19 protein-coding genes and 1 tRNA gene are annotated in these 18,037 nt (G+C 66.5%); 14 read left to right on the top strand and 6 right to left on the bottom strand.

Annotated elements, in window-relative coordinates; all coding sequences use genetic code 11:
- The first annotated feature begins 2 nt into the window (after nucleotides 1–2).
- Together BLS91_RS20130 and BLS91_RS03150 are read left to right on the top strand one after the other, a co-directional pair.
- Entirely contained in the window at nucleotides 3–170 is a 168-nt protein-coding gene (locus BLS91_RS20130) for a Sp36 family protein (protein ID WP_166789918.1), read from the top strand.
- 2 nt (nucleotides 171–172) lie between these two features.
- On the top strand, nucleotides 173–643 hold the full coding sequence (locus BLS91_RS03150; protein WP_092339137.1) for a RidA family protein: 471 nt from the start codon (nucleotides 173–175) through the stop codon (nucleotides 641–643).
- A gap of 6 nt (nucleotides 644–649) precedes the next feature.
- Here BLS91_RS03150 and BLS91_RS03145 read toward each other — a convergent pair whose 3' ends face one another.
- The gene (locus BLS91_RS03145) at nucleotides 650–1,879 is read right to left on the bottom strand and encodes an acyltransferase family protein (protein WP_159433816.1); all 1,230 of its coding nucleotides are present in this window, start codon (nucleotides 1,877–1,879) and stop codon (nucleotides 650–652) included.
- Nucleotides 1,880–2,077: 198 nt separating this feature from the next.
- Nucleotides 2,078–4,051, bottom strand: coding sequence for an acetate--CoA ligase (acs, locus tag BLS91_RS03140; RefSeq protein ID WP_092339133.1), 1,974 nt, complete (start codon nucleotides 4,049–4,051; stop codon nucleotides 2,078–2,080).
- Nucleotides 4,052–4,513: 462 nt separating this feature from the next.
- Here acs and BLS91_RS03135 point away from each other — a divergent pair, with 462 nt between their 5' ends.
- The 5 genes from BLS91_RS03135 (at nucleotide 4,514) to BLS91_RS03115 (ending at nucleotide 7,871) form a co-directional block, all read left to right on the top strand.
- A complete protein-coding gene (locus BLS91_RS03135; protein ID WP_338061541.1) occupies nucleotides 4,514–5,761 on the top strand; it encodes a TadA family conjugal transfer-associated ATPase in 1,248 nt (415 codons plus the stop codon).
- Nucleotides 5,762–5,803: 42 nt separating this feature from the next.
- Nucleotides 5,804–6,832: a type II secretion system F family protein gene (locus tag BLS91_RS03130; protein ID WP_092339131.1), complete on the top strand. Its 1,029-nt coding sequence runs from the start codon at nucleotides 5,804–5,806 to the stop codon at nucleotides 6,830–6,832.
- 85 nt (nucleotides 6,833–6,917) lie between these two features.
- Nucleotides 6,918–7,121, top strand: coding sequence for a DUF4244 domain-containing protein (locus tag BLS91_RS03125; protein WP_092339129.1), 204 nt, complete (start codon nucleotides 6,918–6,920; stop codon nucleotides 7,119–7,121).
- Nucleotides 7,102–7,458: a TadE family type IV pilus minor pilin gene (locus BLS91_RS03120; RefSeq protein WP_167552411.1), complete on the top strand. Its 357-nt coding sequence runs from the start codon at nucleotides 7,102–7,104 to the stop codon at nucleotides 7,456–7,458. The genes BLS91_RS03125 and BLS91_RS03120 overlap by 20 nt, the downstream gene beginning before the upstream one ends.
- The gene (locus tag BLS91_RS03115) at nucleotides 7,455–7,871 is read left to right on the top strand and encodes an Rv3654c family TadE-like protein (protein WP_092339127.1); all 417 of its coding nucleotides are present in this window, start codon (nucleotides 7,455–7,457) and stop codon (nucleotides 7,869–7,871) included. The genes BLS91_RS03120 and BLS91_RS03115 overlap by 4 nt, the downstream gene beginning before the upstream one ends.
- A gap of 13 nt (nucleotides 7,872–7,884) precedes the next feature.
- Here BLS91_RS03115 and BLS91_RS03110 read toward each other — a convergent pair whose 3' ends face one another.
- Entirely contained in the window at nucleotides 7,885–8,121 is a 237-nt protein-coding gene (locus tag BLS91_RS03110; protein ID WP_092339125.1) for a hypothetical protein, read from the bottom strand.
- Between the two features lie 206 nt (nucleotides 8,122–8,327).
- Between BLS91_RS03110 and topA the strand changes: the two genes are divergently transcribed.
- The 6 genes from topA (at nucleotide 8,328) to BLS91_RS03080 (ending at nucleotide 15,698) form a co-directional block, all read left to right on the top strand.
- Complete coding sequence (gene topA, locus BLS91_RS03105) at nucleotides 8,328–11,321, top strand: type I DNA topoisomerase (RefSeq protein ID WP_092339123.1); 2,994 nt, start codon at nucleotides 8,328–8,330, stop codon at nucleotides 11,319–11,321.
- The gene (gene tmk, locus BLS91_RS03100; protein WP_233197358.1) at nucleotides 11,318–11,938 is read left to right on the top strand and encodes a dTMP kinase; all 621 of its coding nucleotides are present in this window, start codon (nucleotides 11,318–11,320) and stop codon (nucleotides 11,936–11,938) included. Before topA ends, tmk begins: the two co-directional genes overlap by 4 nt.
- A 125-nt stretch (nucleotides 11,939–12,063) precedes the next feature.
- Nucleotides 12,064–13,266, top strand: a complete 1,203-nt coding sequence (locus BLS91_RS03095) for a DNA polymerase III subunit delta' (RefSeq protein WP_092339119.1) — start codon at nucleotides 12,064–12,066, stop codon at nucleotides 13,264–13,266.
- A 106-nt stretch (nucleotides 13,267–13,372) separates the two neighbouring features.
- On the top strand, nucleotides 13,373–14,908 hold the full coding sequence (locus BLS91_RS03090) for an alpha/beta hydrolase (protein ID WP_092339117.1): 1,536 nt from the start codon (nucleotides 13,373–13,375) through the stop codon (nucleotides 14,906–14,908).
- A gap of 29 nt (nucleotides 14,909–14,937) precedes the next feature.
- Entirely contained in the window at nucleotides 14,938–15,576 is a 639-nt protein-coding gene (locus tag BLS91_RS03085) for a TetR/AcrR family transcriptional regulator (RefSeq protein ID WP_092339115.1), read from the top strand.
- Nucleotides 15,577–15,622: 46 nt separating this feature from the next.
- Nucleotides 15,623–15,698, top strand: a tRNA-Thr gene (locus tag BLS91_RS03080).
- A 233-nt stretch (nucleotides 15,699–15,931) separates the two neighbouring features.
- Here the strand turns inward: BLS91_RS03080 and BLS91_RS03075 are convergent.
- From BLS91_RS03075 to BLS91_RS03065, 3 genes are all read right to left on the bottom strand, one after another.
- Nucleotides 15,932–16,480: a hypothetical protein gene (locus BLS91_RS03075; RefSeq protein WP_092339113.1), complete on the bottom strand. Its 549-nt coding sequence runs from the start codon at nucleotides 16,478–16,480 to the stop codon at nucleotides 15,932–15,934.
- Entirely contained in the window at nucleotides 16,477–16,746 is a 270-nt protein-coding gene (locus BLS91_RS03070) for an RNA polymerase sigma factor (protein ID WP_092339111.1), read from the bottom strand. Before BLS91_RS03070 ends, BLS91_RS03075 begins: the two co-directional genes overlap by 4 nt.
- A 190-nt stretch (nucleotides 16,747–16,936) precedes the next feature.
- A complete protein-coding gene (locus BLS91_RS03065) occupies nucleotides 16,937–17,365 on the bottom strand; it encodes a GNAT family N-acetyltransferase (protein WP_092339109.1) in 429 nt (142 codons plus the stop codon).
- Between the two features lie 75 nt (nucleotides 17,366–17,440).
- Here BLS91_RS03065 and BLS91_RS03060 point away from each other — a divergent pair, with 75 nt between their 5' ends.
- Nucleotides 17,441–17,992, top strand: a complete 552-nt coding sequence (locus BLS91_RS03060) for a hypothetical protein (RefSeq protein ID WP_092339107.1) — start codon at nucleotides 17,441–17,443, stop codon at nucleotides 17,990–17,992.
- Nucleotides 17,993–18,037 lie beyond the last annotated feature (45 nt).

Genomic DNA, 18,037 nt, shown 5'->3' with positions numbered 1-18,037 from the left:
ACATGCCCGCCTGGGAGTACCTCACAACACCGTTGATGATCCACAACACGGCCGCTATTTTGAACAACTGGGGCACCGACGGGTGGGAACTCGTGCAGGTTGTCCCCGGTCCCGAAGGCGGCCTGGTTGCCTATCTCAAACGCCCGCTCGCCGGCAAGGAAGAGGCCTAAGCGTGTCGAAGATCGAAGCCCGACTGGCCGAACTGGGTCTTGAATTGCCCAGCGTCGTACCGCCGGTCGCCGCCTACCTGCCCGCCGTGATCAGCAACGGGTTCGTCTATACCGCCGGCCAGCTGCCCATGGTGTCCGGCGCGCTGCCCGCCGCCGGCAAGGTCGGTGACGGTCACGGCCTCGTTCCCGCCGCTGACGCCCAGGAATATGCCCGCACCTGCGCCCTCAACGGCCTCGCCGCCATCAAGAGCGTCATCGGTTCGCTCGACCGCATCACCCAGGTGGTGAAGGTCACCGGCTTCGTCGCCTCCGATCCGTCATTCACCGGCCAGCCGACCGTGGTCAACGGAGCCTCCGACGTTCTCGTGGAGATCTTCGGAGACATCGGCCGCCATGCGCGTTCCGCTGTCGGCGTCGCGGTGCTGCCGCTCGACGCTCCGGTTGAGATCGAGTTCGTCGTCGCGTTCGCCTAACCGCCGTTATCTGCGCGGCGCGAGCCGGGGCATCCGCTCTGAAACGGATGCCCCGGCGCGCGTTCCGTACACCTGTGCCGGTCGCTCGACCCACCGGGTCATCGCTTGCGCCATCAGCAGGCTGAGCGGCACCGACACCAGAGCGCCCAGCCACCAGCGCCCCGGTCCGGCGAGCAGTGCGAAGGCCACCACTATCGGAAAATGCACGAGGTACAGGCTGAAGCTGATCGAGCCCAGCCAGGTGAGTAGTCGGCGCGGCCAGTGCCCGCTGAGCCGCGGCCCGCTGACCCGCTGCGCAGCTGGCCAGAACGCCACGGTCGCCACGATCACGAACGCGCCGGCCACCCGCAGCGACAGGGTGACGTCGCTCCACTCGCCGTTGGTCAGCGGGCGCAGTATCCAATAGGCCACGAGGAGGAACGGGCCGAGCGCGGCCAGCGCGAATCTGAGCAGGCGACCGCTGGCCCGTTCGGCCAGCCGCTCGCTGCACCGCTGCAGTTCGTCAAAGTTGGCAGCGAGCAGGGCGCCGAGCGCGAACGGCGGCAGGTACATGAGCGCCTGGGTGGTCGTGACGTAGCCGAGGCCGGCGAGGGCACACCAGAAAGCGGCCCAGAGCAGAACACGGCGCACCGGGGCGCTGACCAGACTGCGGGTGAACGCGGCGAGGACGACGAACACCGGCAGCAGCAGCGAGAACCACATTTCCCAGACCAGGGACCACAGGGGCGGGTTGATGTCGGGGCGCCGGGTCTCTCCAATGATGCTGGCTTCCCGCAGCAGATTGCCAAGGCCCAGGTCTGGTGTGTCCTGCCGGGCCAGCCACGGCCCGCCTGCCGCGCCCACCGTGCGCGGCACCAGCACGATCCAGATGACAGCGAGGCCCACCGACACCAGCACGGGTACGGCCAAACGGATGACGCGGCGCACGTAATAGGCCACCCAGTCGTACCGCGCGCCGTTCCAGCGGGCAGCCAGCGGGGACCTCACGAGCACGAAGCCGCTCAGCACGAAGAACACCAACACGAACTCGGGGCCGGCCAGCAACACCTTGAGCGGGGACAGGGTGGCCCACCAGCCAACGGAGTACACGGTCAGGCCGGCACTCGACTCGTAGGCTGCGGCGATCTGCGGCACCGTCATCGATACGTGGTGCACCAGCACAACAACGGCGGCCACCCCGCGCAGCGCATCCAGCCGGCCGAGGCGACCGCGCCCGGGTGTCGCGGCTGAAGTCATGTCCACACAGTAGGGCCCCTTGCTGGTTCCCGGGCGGGAGCCTGCACAACTCCTGCAATTTGTGGGGGTCGCGCGAAGCATCCGCGTGAAATTAGGGGCCAGATCTGCGGCGGCGGTGAATTGCAGGAGTTACGGTGCCGGGGGGAACGGCAACGGCCGACTTCCGGAGGGAAGACGGCCGTCGCTGGTGTTCGCTGGCTACTTCTTCATCTGCGAGGTGATGGTGTTCATGACCATCGTGTCGGCGAGGGTCGTGACGTCGCCGACGTCGCGTCCCTCGGCCGCGTCACGCAGCAGACGGCGCATGATCTTGCCGGAGCGGGTCTTCGGCAGCTCGTCGACGATGTAGATGTCGCGCGGGCGGGCAATGGCACCGATCTGCTGGGCAACGTGCTTGCGCAGAATATCGACGATGTCCTCGTGCGAGGCAATTTCAGCCTGGCTGAACTTGATCACGACGAACGCGACGACCGCCTGACCGGTGGTCTCGTCGGCGGCACCGACCACAGCGGCTTCGGCCGTGAGCGAGTGGGCAACGAGAGACGACTCGATCTCGGCCGTGGACAGGCGGTGGCCGGACACGTTCATGACGTCGTCGACGCGGCCGAGCAGCCAGATGTCACCGTCGTGGTCGAGCCTGGCGCCGTCGCCGGCGAAGTACAGCGGGCCGTCCTTCGCGCCGGTTGTGCCCTCGAACTTGTCCCAGTAGGTCTCCTTGAAGCGCTCGGGGTCGCCCCAGATGCCGCGGAGCATGGCTGGCCAGGGCTGGGTGACGACGAGGAGCCCGCCATTGCCGTGGCCCACGTGCACGCCGTCGTCGTCGAGCACGTCGATGGTGATGCCGGGAACCGGAACCTGGGCGGCGCCCGGCTTCGTCGAGGTTAAGCCGGCGAGGGCCGAGACCATGATCGAGCCGGTCTCGGTCTGCCACCAGGTATCGACGATCGGCGTGATGTTACTGCCGATGACCTCGCGGTACCACATCCAGGCCTCGGGGTTGATGGGCTCGCCCACCGAGCCGAGGACGCGCAGGCTCGACAGGTCGAACTGCTGCGGAATCTGACGGCCCAGCTTCATGAACGTGCGGATCGCGGTCGGCGCTGTATACAGAATCGAGACCTTGTACTTCTCGATGATTTCCCACCAGCGGCCGGTGTGCGGGGAGTCGGGGGTGCCCTCGTAGAGCACCTGGGTGGCGCCGTTGGCGAGAGGGCCGTAGACCACGTAGCTGTGTCCGGTGATCCAGCCGACGTCGGCGGTGCACCAGTAGACATCCGTTTCAGGCTTGAGGTCGAAGACGTTCTGGTGGGTGAACGCGTTCTGAGTCAGGTAACCGCCGCTGGTGTGCAGGATGCCCTTGGGCGCGCCGGTCGTGCCCGATGTATACAGAATGAAGAGCGGGTTCTCGGCCGGGAAAGCCTCGGCCTCGTGCTCGGGAGACGCCGTCTCCATGGCGTCGGACCACCAGATGTCGCGGTCGTTCCACTGCACGTCCTGGCCGGTGCGCTTGACCACGAGTACGTTCTTCACCGAGGAGTCGTTGGACTGCAGGGCGGCGTCGACGGCCGGCTTGAGGGCGCTGATCTTGCCCTTGCGGTAGCCGCCGTCGGCCGTGATCACGAGCACGGCATTGGCATCGTCGATGCGCGAGCGCAGGCTTTCGGCGCTGAATCCGCCGAAGATGACGGAGTGCACGGCGCCGATGCGGGCCACGGCGAGCATGGAGATGACAGCCTCTGGAATCATCGGCAGGTACACGGCCACGCGGTCGCCGGCTGTCACGCCGAGGCCGCGCAGCACGTTGGCGGCTTTTTTGACCTCGGTGGTGAGCTCGGCGTAGGTGTAGCTGCGGGAATCGCCGGGCTCGCCCTCGAAGTACAGAGCTACGCGCTCGCCGTTGCCGGCCAGAACGTGGCGATCGAGGCAGTTGTAGGCGACATTGAGTTCGCCGTCTTCAAACCACTTCGCGAACGGCGGGTTGGTCCAGTCGAGGGTCTTGGTGAACGGCTTGTGCCAGTGCAGCAGATTGCGGGCCTGATCAGCCCAAAAGGTGGTCGGGTCGTTTTGCGCTTCGGTGTACAGGTCTGGTGTCGCTGCTGTCTGCGCGGCGAACTCGGGAGTGGGCGCGAATCGACGCGATTCGTGCAGGAGGGTGTCAATTTTAACCGTCATATGTGTAATTCGCTCCTTTGCGGTACGTGCATGCAGGACATTGCCAGCTCACCTGAACCCTACCGGTTTCAGGCCAATCTCTGTATACACAAACGAAATACTGAGAAATGGACCCCTGTTTCAGGGTGATTTTGTACCCCCCGCCCGAGTGTCCTCTCTAATGAGGACATCGGACTTGCATTTTGAGCGCGGCTGCGTAAACTAAACACGTCTGAACGAAAGTTTTGACCAGCATCGCGTACGGTTCCCCCCAATCTGCGCGATGCTAGGCGGCACCTGTTCCCCCCAATAGGTGCCGCCCCTTCTATTTAAGCGGTTCCATAGTTTATGGCGGGTGCGCGGAGTTGATGTGGGTGAAAAGTCGTGCCGGTGCGGCTCCTCCCCTGCTTCCTCGGCCCGCCGGTTGTCCACAGATTGTGCCGGCCGAGCCGGCGCCGGCACGGCTCGCCGTACCGTCGAAGCATGGGCCAGCCTTTCGTTGCCGTTCCGTCGTACGCCGTTCCGGTCGCGGCCGTTGCAGTGTCGGCCATGCCGAGTGCTGTCGGTTCGGGCGCTGCCGTCTCGGGCGTTGCCTATTCGGGCTCGCCAACTGTGGCCGATCCCTGGGCGGCGCCGCCGGTCGGCCCGGCGGTGGCACAGTCGGGCACGTCGGGTTCTGGAGCCGCACCGCCGCCTGTGAACTCCGCCCGGCACCGTTCGCCGACAGCGGATGCCGCTGGCGCGAGACCGCAGACCACCCCGACGACCCTGTCGCTGGTCGGCAACGAGCGACTGAACGTGCGGGCGCTGGGCCCGCTGGCCAGCTATGCTGCCGCCCCGGAGACCACTGATCTGTTCGTCAACGGAGATGCCGGTCTGTGGATCGACGCCGGGCACGGTCTCGCATTCGCGCCGGCCTGGCAGCTCGGCGAGGCCGAAGTGCGCGAGCTGGCCGTACGGCTGATCGCTCTGGGCGGGCGGCACATTGACGAAGCGAGCCCGTGCGTCGACGTGCGACTGGCCGACGGCATTCGGGTGCACGCCGTGCTTCCACCGGTCTCGAGCACTGGAACCCTCCTCTCGATTCGGCTTCCCCACGCCGCCGACCGGAGCCTTGGTGCACTTGCTGACGCCGGTTTGTTTGGCGTGGGGGAGGCAGCCGCTGCCCGATTGGGTCGGCTGCGTGCCGCTGTGCGCGGCCGCCAGAATCTGCTGATCACCGGTGCTGCCGGGAGCGGAAAGACCACGCTGCTGGCAGCGCTGCTCGGCGAAGCGCCGGACAACGAGCGCATCGTCGCGATCGAAGATGTCGCCGAGTTGCGCATCCGGCATCCGCACGTGGTGGCCCTCGAGGCCAGGCAGGCCAATCTGGAGGGGGCCGGGCGCATCGGCCTGGAGGCGCTGCTGCGGGAGGCGCTGCGCATGCGGCCGGATCGGCTCGTGCTCGGCGAGTGCCGCGGGTCGGAGATTCGGGAACTGCTCGCCGCGCTCAACACCGGTCACGACGGGGGAGCGGGCACGCTGCACGCGAATTCGCTCGAAGACGTTCCGGCCCGTCTGGAGGCGCTCGGTTCTCTCGCCGGCATGAGCGCTTCCGCCGTGGCCCGGCAGACCGTGAGCGCGATCGGCCTGGTGCTGCACCTGGAACGCACCGACGGGGTACGCCGACTCGACGCCGTCGGCCGTTTCACGCTCGACGGCCGAGACCGGCTCTCGATCGAGGCGGTCTGATGCGGGGCGATCAACCAGCCACGATTCGGCCAGGGGACAACCGTGCGCCGAGCTGATGCTGTCCCGCCGATCGAAGAGGTCGCGGCAGTGACCCAACGGCTGGCGGTATTGCTGTCGGCGGGTGTGTCCCCGGTGTCCGCTTGGGGCTATCTGTTACCGCCGTCACTACTGGTGGATTCGGGGACCACGGGCATCCTGCGTGCTGCAGCGCGCGCCGCGGCCCGGGGTGACAGCGTGGCCGATGCGATCGCTGGTCAGGCACGAAGGCTGGGCCGTGAGAATCCTTCGGAGGGCCGTGCCGCACGTCCGGCGACTGCCGCACCCGGGCGACGCCGGAACGGCGCGGCCGCTGAGGCCGAGCACGCCTGGTTCGGACTCGCTGCGGCCTGGCAGGTAGCAACCCAGGCTGGTGCGCCGCTGGCCGGCTGCCTGCGCGAACTCGCCGCATCCCTGCGGGAACTCGCCCAGGTGCAGCGCGATCTCGAGGTGGCGCTGGCGGCTCCGCGCGCGACCGCCCGGCTGGTGATGGTGCTGCCGCTGATCGGGGTCGTCTTCGGCAGCCTTATGGGCTTCGACTCCCTGCACACCCTGTTCGCGACCGTGCCTGGGTGGGTTTGCCTCGGCGGCGGCGCTCTGCTGATGCTCGCCGCCGCAGGCTGGAACCGGGCGTTGGTGCGTCGGGCCGGCCCGACCGACCTCACGCCGGGGCTGCGACTGGAACTCATGGCCATCGCTATGAGCGGCGGAGGTTCCATCGACCGCTCCCGTGCACTGGTGCAGGCTGCCGCCGAGCGCTACGGCATTGCAGCGGGCGACGCGGGCGACGTCGGTGACCCGGTTGACCGGGTACTCGACCTCTCGACGCGTGCGGGAGTTCCTGCGGCGGAACTACTGCGCAGCGAGGCCGAACAGCTTCGGCGCGATGCCCGCAGCGCGGGGCAGCGCCGGGCCGCGACACTCTCCGTGACGCTCATGCTGCCGCTCGGCCTGTGCGTGTTGCCCGCGTTCATGCTGGTCGGCGTCGTGCCGTTGTTGCTCAGCGTGCTCTCCTCCACCCTGACGACGTTCTAAAACTGTCCACAGATAAGCGGATGCCGCCGCCCGCGCCAGCGGATCGGAGCAGAGTGAACGTGCTCGTGCCGCCCAACCCGCGTCGATGGACGCCGAAGGAGACGAGTCCGTGTATACAAAGACCACCCTGAAAAAACTGGCCGACGAGGCCGGAGCAGCGACGGCGGAATACGTTGTCGCCACAATGGCCGCGGTCGGGTTCGCCGGGCTGCTCATCGTCATTCTGCGCAGCGACGAGGTGCGCGGAATGCTCACCGATCTGGTGCGACGTGCCCTCAGTATCGGGTAGCCAAAGTGGGCGAAGTAGCCGGGGCAGCACGACCGCTGAGTTCGCCACGGCACTGCCGGCGGTCGTGCTGGTGCTGGCCTGCTGCCTCGGTGCTGTTCAGGTTATTGGTGTGCAGGTGCGGTTGACGGATGCTGCCGCCAGCGCCGCGCGTTCGCTCGCCCGCGGCGACAGCGCGGTACGGGCTGCGGGGCTCGTGCATCAAACCGTGGCGGGCGCCAGTCTGGCTCCGGAGCGCCGCGGCGAGTTCGTCTGCGCGCGCGTCGTCACGCGTGCGCCGGGAATCTTCGCGGGCCTCACCCTCGAAGCACAGTCCTGCGCTCTGGCCGGCGGCCAATGAGCGAGGGAATCGGCACGCCGAGCGACAGGGCCTCCCGGACCGGAACTTCCGGGTTTGGAGTCTGGCCCGAGACCGGGCCTGGCTCGACCGAGCGGGGAGCCGGGTCGATCCTCGCGCTCGCCGTGCTCGCTGCCACCGTGCTGCTGACAACCCTCGTCGTGTCGGTTCTCGGGCTGCTCACCGCGGGCCGGTCCGTCGCGAACGCGGCCGATGCAGCCGCGCTCGCCGCCGCCGACACAGCCTCCGGTGCCATCCCGGGCTTCCCCTGTGAGGCAGCGGATGCCGTCGCCACGATGAACGAGACCACCGTCACAAGCTGCACGGTAACGGGACTGATCGCGTCCGTTTCGGTGCGGCGGCGGGTGCACGGCATCGACATCTCCGCGAGTGCTCGGGCCGGGCCGCCAGCCTGATCTGACGAGCTAACTACGAGAGGAGCACCTCGAGGTAGCGGTACTCGACCGCGCTCGGGCGGCCGGGGAAGTCGGAGCCTTCGAATTCCAGGCCGGCGCCGCGCGCGTAGAGATAGCGCTTGCCGGAATCGGCCGGAATCTCGATGCGCGGCTGCGGATCACCCGAGTCGAGAAAAGTCGTCGTGATTGTCTTGCCCTGAAGGGGCCCGTCCGTCAACTTCGCGGTGTATGTGGCCGTCATTGTACCCATGGGTCTATTCTGCACTGGGGCGGGCAAACAGCAAGGGTTTGGGATTGTTGTGCTGCATGCTCTGAGCGAACTGAGCACGGGCTGGGAGCGCCGTGTGTGCGAGCGGGACGCGCCGAGACGTGCCCGTCGATTAGGCACGCACTCCATTCCGGTGTGTATGGTGTGCCTTGGCCCACATTTGGTCACTACGTATAAAGAGGAGTCTGGTGCCAGGCACTAAGAAGCTGGTCATTGTTGAATCACCGACCAAGATGAAGTCGATCGCCGCGTATCTCGGCGACGGCTACGAAGTTTTGTCTTCGGTTGGTCATATTCGCGATCTGATCGAGCCGAAAAACCTGCCGCCTGAGCTCAAGAAGGGTGCCCTCGGCCGATTCTCGGTCGATGTGGAGAACGGTTTCGAACCGTACTACGTGGTCAGCGACGCCAAGAAGAAGACTGTCAGCGAACTCAAGCGGGCCCTCAAGAATGCGAACGAACTCCTGCTCGCAACTGATGAGGACCGCGAGGGCGAGGCCATTGCCTGGCACCTGCTGCAGGTGCTGCAGCCCAAGGTTCCGGTCAAGCGCATGGTGTTCCACGAGATCACCAAAGACGCCATCCTCGCCGCCAAAGACAACACCCGCGACCTCGACACCGCCCTCGTCGACGCGCAGGAAACCCGCCGCATCCTCGACCGCATCTACGGCTACGAGATCTCCCCGGTGCTGTGGCGCAAGGTCGGCCCCGGTCTGTCCGCCGGCCGCGTGCAGAGCGCCGCGACCCGCCTCGTCGTCGACCGGGAGAAGGAGCGCCTCGCGTTCGTCTCCGCCGGCTACTGGGATCTGCTGGCGCGACTGGCAGCATCCGCTTCAGAAACAGAGCAGGCGTTCGACGCGAAGCTCGTTCGACTGAACGGTGAGCGCATTGCCACCGGTGGCGACTTCGACGACTCCGGTGCGCTCAAGCCCACAGTGAAGGCCGTCACACTGGACGCCTCCGCCGCCCAGGCGTTGACGACCGCGCTGCGGGCCCCCGGTGTGAAGCTCGAGGTCACCAAGGTCACCTCCAAGCCCTACCGTCGCAGCCCCGCAGCCCCGTTCACCACCTCGACCCTGCAGCAGGAAGCGGCACGCAAGCTGCGCTTCACCGCACGGCAGACCATGAGCGTCGCCCAGTCGCTGTACGAAAACGGGTACATCACCTATATGCGTACCGACTCGCCGTCGCTCGGGCAGCAGGCCCTCACGGCTGCCCGCACCCAGGCCGCGGCACTCTACGGCGCCGAGACGGTTCCGGATGCCCCGCGCGCCTACAAGGGCAAGAGCAAGAACGCCCAGGAAGCGCACGAGGCAATTCGCCCCTCCGGCGACACCTTCCGCACCCCGACCTCGCTTGCTTCCAGCCTGCGCGGCAACGACTTCAAGCTGTACGACCTGATCTGGAAGCGCACCGTCGCCTCGCAGATGAAGGACGCCACCGGCTCAACCGCCTCGGTGACCATCGCGGCCGGCCCGACCGGCACGTCGGAGCACCCCTCCGCCTCGGGTGCGCTCGCCGAATTCGGAGCCAGCGGAACGGTCATCACCTTTCGCGGCTTCATGCTTGCCTATGAAGAGTCCAAGGACGAGGAGCGCAACGCGTCGACGGATGCGACCGAGTCCAAGCTGCCGCCGCTCGAAGAGGGCCAGACACTGACCCTGCTCGAGCTCGAAGCCAAGGGCCACGAGACCACCCCGGCCGCCCGGTACACCGAGGCCAGCCTGGTGAAGAAGCTCGAAGAGCTCGGCATCGGGCGCCCCTCGACGTTCGCCTCGATCATCTCGACCATCACCGAGCGCGGCTATGTCACGCCGCGCGGCCAGTCGCTCGTTCCCAACTGGATCGCTTTCTCGGTCGTGCGCCTGCTCGAAGAATTCTTCGGCGACCTGGTCGAATACGACTTCACCGCCGAGATGGAAGACGACCTCGACCGCATCGCCGGCGGCGAAGCCAACCGCCTGGACTGGCTCACCAGCTTCTACTTCGGCAGCGACAAGCACCGCGGCCTGCGCCAGGTCATCGACAACCTCGGTGAGATCGACCCGCGTGTGATCAACTCGGTCGCCATCAGCGACGACATCACCCTGCGCATCGGAAAGTACGGCCCCTATCTCGAGGTCATCGACCCCGATGCGGCAGCGGATGCCCCGCCCCGCCGAGTCAACATCCCGCCGGAACTCGCGCCCGACGAACTGACCGCCACCAAGGCTCGCGAGCTCATCGACGCCCCGGTCGTCACCGACCGCGTGATCGGCCTCAACCCCGACAACGGCAAGGAAATCGTCGCCAAGGACGGCCGCTTCGGGCCGTACGTTACCGAGCTCGCGCCGGCACCGGCCGAGCCGGTTGCTCCGGTCGTCGTCGTGGCTCCGGTCGAGACGATCGACCCCGTCACCGGCGAGGTCACCGTGGCCAAGCCGAAGCGCAAGCCGGCCGCGAAAAAGGTGGCCGCGGCGGACAAGCCGCGCACAGCATCCATTTTCAAGTCAATGGACCTGGCCGCCGTCGACCTCGAAACGGCCCTGCGCCTGCTCGCGCTGCCGCGCGTCGTCGGGCTCGACCCAGAGACCGGTACCGAGATTCTGGCCCAGAACGGCAAGTTCGGGCCGTACCTCAAGAAGGGCATCGACACCCGGTCGCTCACGAGCGAAGACCAGATCTTCGACATCGACCTGCCGGGTGCGATCGAGCTGTATGCCCAGCCGAAGTACGGCGCCCGCCGGGCGTCGAGCGCACTGAAAGAGTTCGAAGCGCCCGACCCGGAGAGCGGCAAGGCGATCAAGATCAAGGACGGCCGGTTCGGAGCGTATGTGACCGACGGGGTCACCAACGCGACGATTCCCAAGTCGGAGGACATCGAGGAGATCGACTTCGACCGGGCCGTGCAGCTGCTCGCCGACAAGCGGGCCAAGGGTCCGGCGGCTCCCCGCAAGAAGGCACCGGCCAAGCAGGCCGCTGCCAAGAAGCCGGCAGTCAAGAAGGCGCCGACCGCTGCGGCCAAGGCGGCGACCGCGAAGAAGGCAGCCGCTACCCGCGCCAAGAATGCGGCGGCCAAGGCCGCGCTGACCGGCGCACCCGTGGTCAAGAAGCCGGTTGCGAAAAAGCCTGCAGTGAAGAAGCCTGCCAGTTCGGCCGCTGAATCCGCCGCCACGACAACGATCGCGCCGAAGGTCTCGTGACCGGTCTGTTCATCACCCTCGAGGGCGGCGACGGATCCGGCAAGACCACTCAGGCGCAGTTGCTCACCGACTGGCTCGAAGCGCGGGGGCGCACCGTGGTGCGCACCCGCGAGCCCGGCGGAACGGATGTCGGAGTCGAGATTCGCCAGATCGTGCTGCACCACCGCGGCGAGGTCGACCCGCGCGCCGAGGCCCTGCTCTACGCCGCCGACCGTGCCCAGCACGTGGGCACCAAGCTGCGGCCCGCGCTCGCCCGCGGCGACGTAATCGTGCAGGACCGCTACCTCGACTCCTCCGTGGCTTACCAGGGAGCCGGCCGCGTGCTCGGCGCCTCCGAGGTGCGCGACCTGTCGCTCTGGGCTGCCGAAGGACTGCTGCCCGACCTGACCGTGCTTCTCGACCTCGACTCGCGTGCCGCCCGGGCCCGGCTCGACGCCGACGACAAGGTCTTCGACCGGCTCGAAGCGGAGAAGAACGACTTTCATGCCCGCGTGCGCGCCGCGTTCCTCGACCTGGCCGCCGCCGAACCCGACCGGTTCCTGGTAGTGGATGCCGCCGCCCCCGTCGCCGAGATCGCCGCCACCATCCGGTCCCGCGTCCTCCCCCTCCTTCTTTAAGGGACGGGGCCCAGGCCCCGTCCCGGGGCCCAGTTTATAAACTGGGCCCGGGGCTCGGGCCTGGGCCCCGTCCGGTTACGGGAGTGCGGACGCGGCCTGTCGGCGGCGCGGGTTACCCTTGACTCATGGCAGTGTGGGACAACCTAACGGGACAGGCCGACGCGATCGCCATCTTCCGGGCGGCGGCGCAGCGGGTGCCGTCGACCACCGGTGCAGCGGATGCCGGGGGAGCGGCCGGCAGCACCGCCACCGCCGAATCCAGTTCCATGACGCACGCCTGGCTCATCACCGGCCCGCCCGGCTCCGGCCGCTCCAACCTCGCTTTCGCTTTTGCGGCGGCCCTGCTGAGCCCGGGCACCCCCGACGGCGACCTCGCGGCCGCCCGTCAGGTGGAGGCGCGCACCCACCCCGACCTCAGCGTGCTGACGACCGAGGGCGTCATCATCCCGATGAAGACCGTCAAGGAGGCCGTCGCCCGCTCGCAATACTCGCCCTCGGTCGGTCGTTACCGGGTTGTCGTGGTCGAAGATGCCGACCGCATGGTCGAGCGCACCTCGAATGTGCTGCTAAAAGCCCTCGAAGAACCGCCCGAACGCACGGTGTGGATTCTGTGCGCGCCGAGCGAGGCCGACCTGCTCCCCACCATCCGCTCGCGCGTGCGCACGGTTCGTCTGCGCGTGCCGAGCGTCGCCGACGTCGCCGACCTGCTCGTGCGCCGCAACGGCGTCGACCCCGTCATCGCCGAGCTCAGCGCCCGCCTCGCCCAGAGCCACATCGGTATGGCTCGGCGGCTCGCCACCAACGCTGATGCGCGGGCACGACGCGAGGAGACCCTACGCGCGGCTCTCGGCATCCGCTCGGTGTCGTCTGCCGTCAACGCTGCCGCTCGACTGCTCGCGATCGCCGGTGACGACGCGAAGGCGATTACCGTCGAGCTGGATGCCGCCGAGCGCGACGGCATGCTGCGCTCGCTTGGTGTCGAAGCCGGGCAGTCCGTGCCACCGGGGCTGCGTAGCCAGATCAAAGACCTCGAAGACGACCAGAAGCGCCGGGCGAAGCGCAGCCTGCACGACGGCATCGACCGTATTCTGGTCGACCTCGCCTCGCTCTATCGCGATGTCTGCATGGTGCAGCTCGGACGGGAACACGCCGTGATCAACCTCGAACTGCTCGCCGAACTGCGCACGGCCAGTGTGGCCGGCAGCCCAGCAACCACGGTCGCCACGATGGACGCCATCGCCGTGGCCCGCCAGCGCATTCAGGGCAACGTCGCCCCGGCTCTCGCCCTCGAGGCGATGCTCGTGTCGGCGATCCGCCGTCCCCAGTGAGACGCCCCCAGTGAGACGCCCACAGTGCCACCATACGCAGTGACTCCCAGCCGCTTTCGGTAGCCTGAACCGCAGCATCCGCTTCACGCTATGAAAGAGGAACCCGTTGAACCGACGCACTCGCGCCACCAGCATCACCGCCACAGCCCTGGCCCTCACCCTCGCGCTGAGCGGATGCGCCTCCTGGTTCGCGACGGATGCCGGCCCGACCGAGTCCACCCCCACCGGCGAGCAGGTGACGAACGACCTCGACCCGTTCTACAGCCAGGTGCTGCAGTGGAGCGACTGTGGCGACGGCTTGCAGTGCACCGATGCGTCAGCGCCGCTCGACTACACCGATCCGGCCGCCGGCGATGTCTCGCTGGCCCTGGTACGCCACGTCGCCACCGGCAATGACCGGATTGGCTCGCTGCTGGTGAATCCCGGTGGGCCGGGCGGTTCCGGCTACGACTTCATCAAGGATTCCCTCGACTACGCCACCGACTCCACCCTGCAGGCGAGCTTCGACATCGTCGGGTTTGACCCTCGGGGAGTCGGGCGTTCCTCGGCGGTCGTCTGCTATGACTCCGCGGAGATGGATGAGTACGTCTACGGGCTCACGACCGCCGAGCGCGGAACGGATGCCTGGATCGCCGAGCTGAAAGCCTCCTCTGACGCCTTCGCTGCGGCGTGTGCCCAGCGCACCGGGCCGCTGCTCGGCACGGTTGACACCAAGAGCGCCGCCCGCGACCTTGACCTGCTGCGCGCCGTACTCGGCGACACCCACCTGAACTACCTCGGCTACTCCTACGGCACCTTCCTCGGAGCCACCTACGCCGAACTCTTTCCCGAGAAGGTCGGCCGCCTCGTGCTCGACGGCGCCGTCGACCCCTCGACCAGTAACTTCGAGGTCACCAAGACCCAGGCGGTGGGCTTCGAAAACGCCCTGCGCGCTTACCTCAGTGACTGCCTGGCGGGCGAGGACTGCCCCTTCCGTGGCAGTATCGACAGTGCGATGACGACGATCGGTGCGCTGCTGAAATCCGTCGACGCAAGCCCGATCACCGCCACAGACGGCCGTCAGCTCGGCGGAAACGCGCTGCTCACCGCGATCATCTACCCGCTCTACCAGGCCACCGCGTGGCCGCAATTGAGCACGATGCTGGACACCGTGCTGCACGGCAGCGCCGAGGGCGCGTTTCAATTTGCGGATGCCTACAACGGCCGGGACGCAAACGGTGACTACACCGACAACTCCACCGAGTCGTTCATGGCGATCAACTGCATAGACTATCCGTACAACGCCGACCCGACCGTGATGCGTGCTCAGGCTGCCGAGCTCGAGGCTGCAGCACCGGTGATCGGCCCGTTCATGAGCTTCGGCGACATCGGCTGCGCCGACTGGCCGTACAAGTTCACCGGCGAACGCACGGAGATTCATGCGCCGGGCGCGGCACCCATTCTCGTCGTCGGTACCACCAACGACCCGGCCACCCCCTACGTCTGGGCGCAGCAATTGGCCGAGCAGCTCGACAGCGGCAGCCTCGTGACCTACACCGGCGAAGGACACACCGCCTACAACAAGTCGAACTCCTGTGTGAACGATGCCGTCGACTCGTATCTGGTGGACGGAATCGTGCCCGCCTCCGACCCCCAGTGCTAGCCTCTTGCGTGCTGTGAAATAATTGCGGCATGTCGATCGATACTGAACTGCTCGGACTGCGCGAGCGCAAGCGCCTCGCCACCCGGCGGGCCATCCAGCACGCCGTGCTGACCCTGTCCCGCGAGCGCGGAATCGACCACGTCACCGTCGAAGACATCAGCCGCGTCGCCAACGTGTCGCCGCGCACGTTCTTCAACTATTTCTCCTCCAAAGACGCCGCCCTCATCGGGGACGCGCCGGGACTGGCATCCGCTGAAGATATCGAGGTGTTTGTCGCTGGCGGTCCCGACAACGACGTGCTGGCCGATCTGGCCGTGCTGCTCTCCAAGAGCCTGCAGCGCACAGAGGACGACCGCGAGATCCACCAGCTGCGACGCACGGTCATGAGGGAAAATGCCTACCTGTTCGGCATGCGCATGGCCACCCTGCGCGACTTCGAAGACCAGTTGCAGCAGATCATCGAGCAACGCTTCAAAGCGGATGCCCCCGCCCCCGCTCACGACGCAGTCGAGCTGCACCAGCGCGCCCTGCTGTTCACTCTGGTGGCCGTGGCCGCCATCCGTCATGCCTGGCGGTGCTGGGCCGAGGGGGACGGTGCGAGCCCTCTCTCGGAGCGCGTGGACGCCTCGTTCGCCGAGGTGTACAGAATCACTCGCAGAAACGACTAGGCTTGGCTGCTGTATCACCGAGTGCCTTATGGGGTGTTCTGGTATCGCCGCCTTAGCTCAGTTGGTAGAGCATCTCACTCGTAATGAGAAGGTCGTCAGTTCGATTCTGACAGGCGGCTCCACTAAAACTCCTGGTCAGAGTTGGTTTCCAAAACTGACTGAGTGGTATGTTTCTCCGAATTTACCGGATTTGCCCACAATTTGCCCACGCCCTGGTGGTTTTCACATTCTTCGCGGAGCTGAACTGGGTCGAGCAGCACACGCGGTGTTGAAGTGTCTAGAACTTGGTAGCTGAGAAGGCCGGCCAAGTTCTCGAGCATCAGCGGTCTGCGTGGGTGGTGCCGATGCGGGCGGCCTATTGGGATTTTGAGGCGAGGCCGAGTCGGCTGCACACGTCGGGGCCGCCGGGGATAACGGCCGCTGTGCCGTTTTTCATGACGCACTCGGTCAGGGGGCTGGGCACGGGGTGGGAGAAGGTGCGATCTTCGTATCCGGGGCCGGGAGGTGTTCCGTTGGGGGAGCTGGCATCGAGTGCGTGCTGCGCCCACAGGTCGGAACAGAACGCGATGGCGTCGGTGATGGGGGATGATCCTCCGTCTGAGCCATCGGTTGTGCCGATGAGGGACGCGCCGGTCGTGCCGGGGAAGGCTCCGCGCCAGTCCAGTTCGGCGCGGGCGAAGCAGGCGACTGAGTACTGATCGGTCACTGGTTGGGTGGCGAAAAACATGCCCGCTGAGAGGCCGATCACCAGGAGGGCGGCCGGCACGACGGTCCACGCTCGTTGAGCCACTCGGAATCGACGATTCTGGGTGGTGCCGATTTCTGCAACATCGACCAGCATCGCGCGCATCGAGGCGCTGCGCGCTTCGTTGAACACGGGGCGGCTGTCATCGTTCGTATTCATCGTGTCTCTCCTGAGGAAACTGTCAAGGAATCGATGTCAAGGGTGTGGCTGAGGCGCCGTTTGGCGCGCATGAGGCGTGCGCGGACTGCGCCGGGGGCGATGCCGAGGATCTCGCCGACGTCTGGTGCCGAGAGCTCTTCGAGAACACAGAGCGAGAGGATTTCCCAGCCTGAAGCTGTAGCGGAAGACCCGGTCGCGGTGCCGGTCGAAGAGCACCCCGAACGACTGGCCGTTGCCCGCGCGCACCTGCGACCACACGTCTGCATCGCTGGCGTCTGCGTCAAAGTCAGTCATACCTAATAATGTCCGGCCGCAGTCAGAGTGTTACACGCTTCGGTTCATTTTGCCAAGGGGTGCAGGATTTCGGCGCGAAAGACATCTTCTGTATCGCGAAGGCGGTTGTAGATCCCACGTCTCCGGGGGGTCGCACGCGCGGAGCAGATAGTCGTCTCTTGGCTACACGCCGGGGTTGACGATGCGCTCCATCCACGTCTCCGGGGCGATCAAAGTGGAGAACCCGAGATTGGAATACAGGCCGTGTGCATCGTTGGTCGAGAGGGCGATGCGCCTCAGTCCCAGGGGATCGCACTCCTCGAGAATCCCCGCGATGAGGGCCTTGCCAATGCCGTGACCGCGAACGGCGGGGTCGACGAAGACATCGCAGAGCCAGGCAAACGTGACGCCGTCGGTGATGACGCGCGCGTAGGCGACCTGCCGGTTGGACACGGTGTCGTACACGCCGAAGTTGCGTGAGCCGTCAATCGCTGCGTCTTGTCGTGAGCGTGATCGCTCGGGCGCCCAGTAGGACTGCTCGCTGATCCAGCGGTGCACCTGGTCGCGGTCGATCTCGGCAACGTCAGATGAGAACCGATAATTTGCATTCATCGTCCCATCTAATCGTGTTCACACAAATCGCGCAGAGTGCGCGCTCGGGTGCTTGTTTTGCGTGAAGCTGATGGTATGCATCTTCCAACCCTTCTAGAACCGCTCAGTTTCGAGACCGGCACCATGACCCGACCGCAGTTGCGGGAAGCTCTGGGCAAAGCGGGTGTGCAATTGAACGACTGGGCGACCGTCTTGCTCGACGACCTCATCTTCGACGGCCCGGAACGCGAGACCATAACCGTCGTCGAACACTCTTTGATCGAACTGGGGCTGGAGGACGGTGCTGTGCTCTCGCGCATCTTTCAGACAGCCCGCGAGGGCGGCCTCCACCTCTGCCCATCGGGTGCCGCCCCCTACCTTCGGTTGGCGCTCGGCAGTCAGAGGGCAGCTCCCGACACGGTCATGTCCAATGGCCACGCACCGTCCGGATCGCTCACCGTCGCCGCCCCACCGCTTCGATTAGAGGCCGCTTTCCCGAAAGGCTTCTACCTTCGCGTCGTCGACGGCCAGCCGTGGCTGCGCGGTTACCGTTGCGACGACGAGTACGAATGGGATCCACACGACAGGTTCGTATTCACGTCGACCCGTTCATCGACAGCGGCCACGTCGATGCCAATAGCTTTGTAGTCATCTGATCCTGCCTAAGTGCTCGAACCGGCCACGGTACGTTGT

The sequence above is a fragment of the Cryobacterium flavum genome (genome assembly GCF_900103805.1).
Classification (GTDB): Bacteria; Actinomycetota; Actinomycetes; order Actinomycetales; family Microbacteriaceae; genus Cryobacterium; species Cryobacterium flavum.
This window is presented reverse-complemented; position numbering and strand designations above follow the sequence as displayed.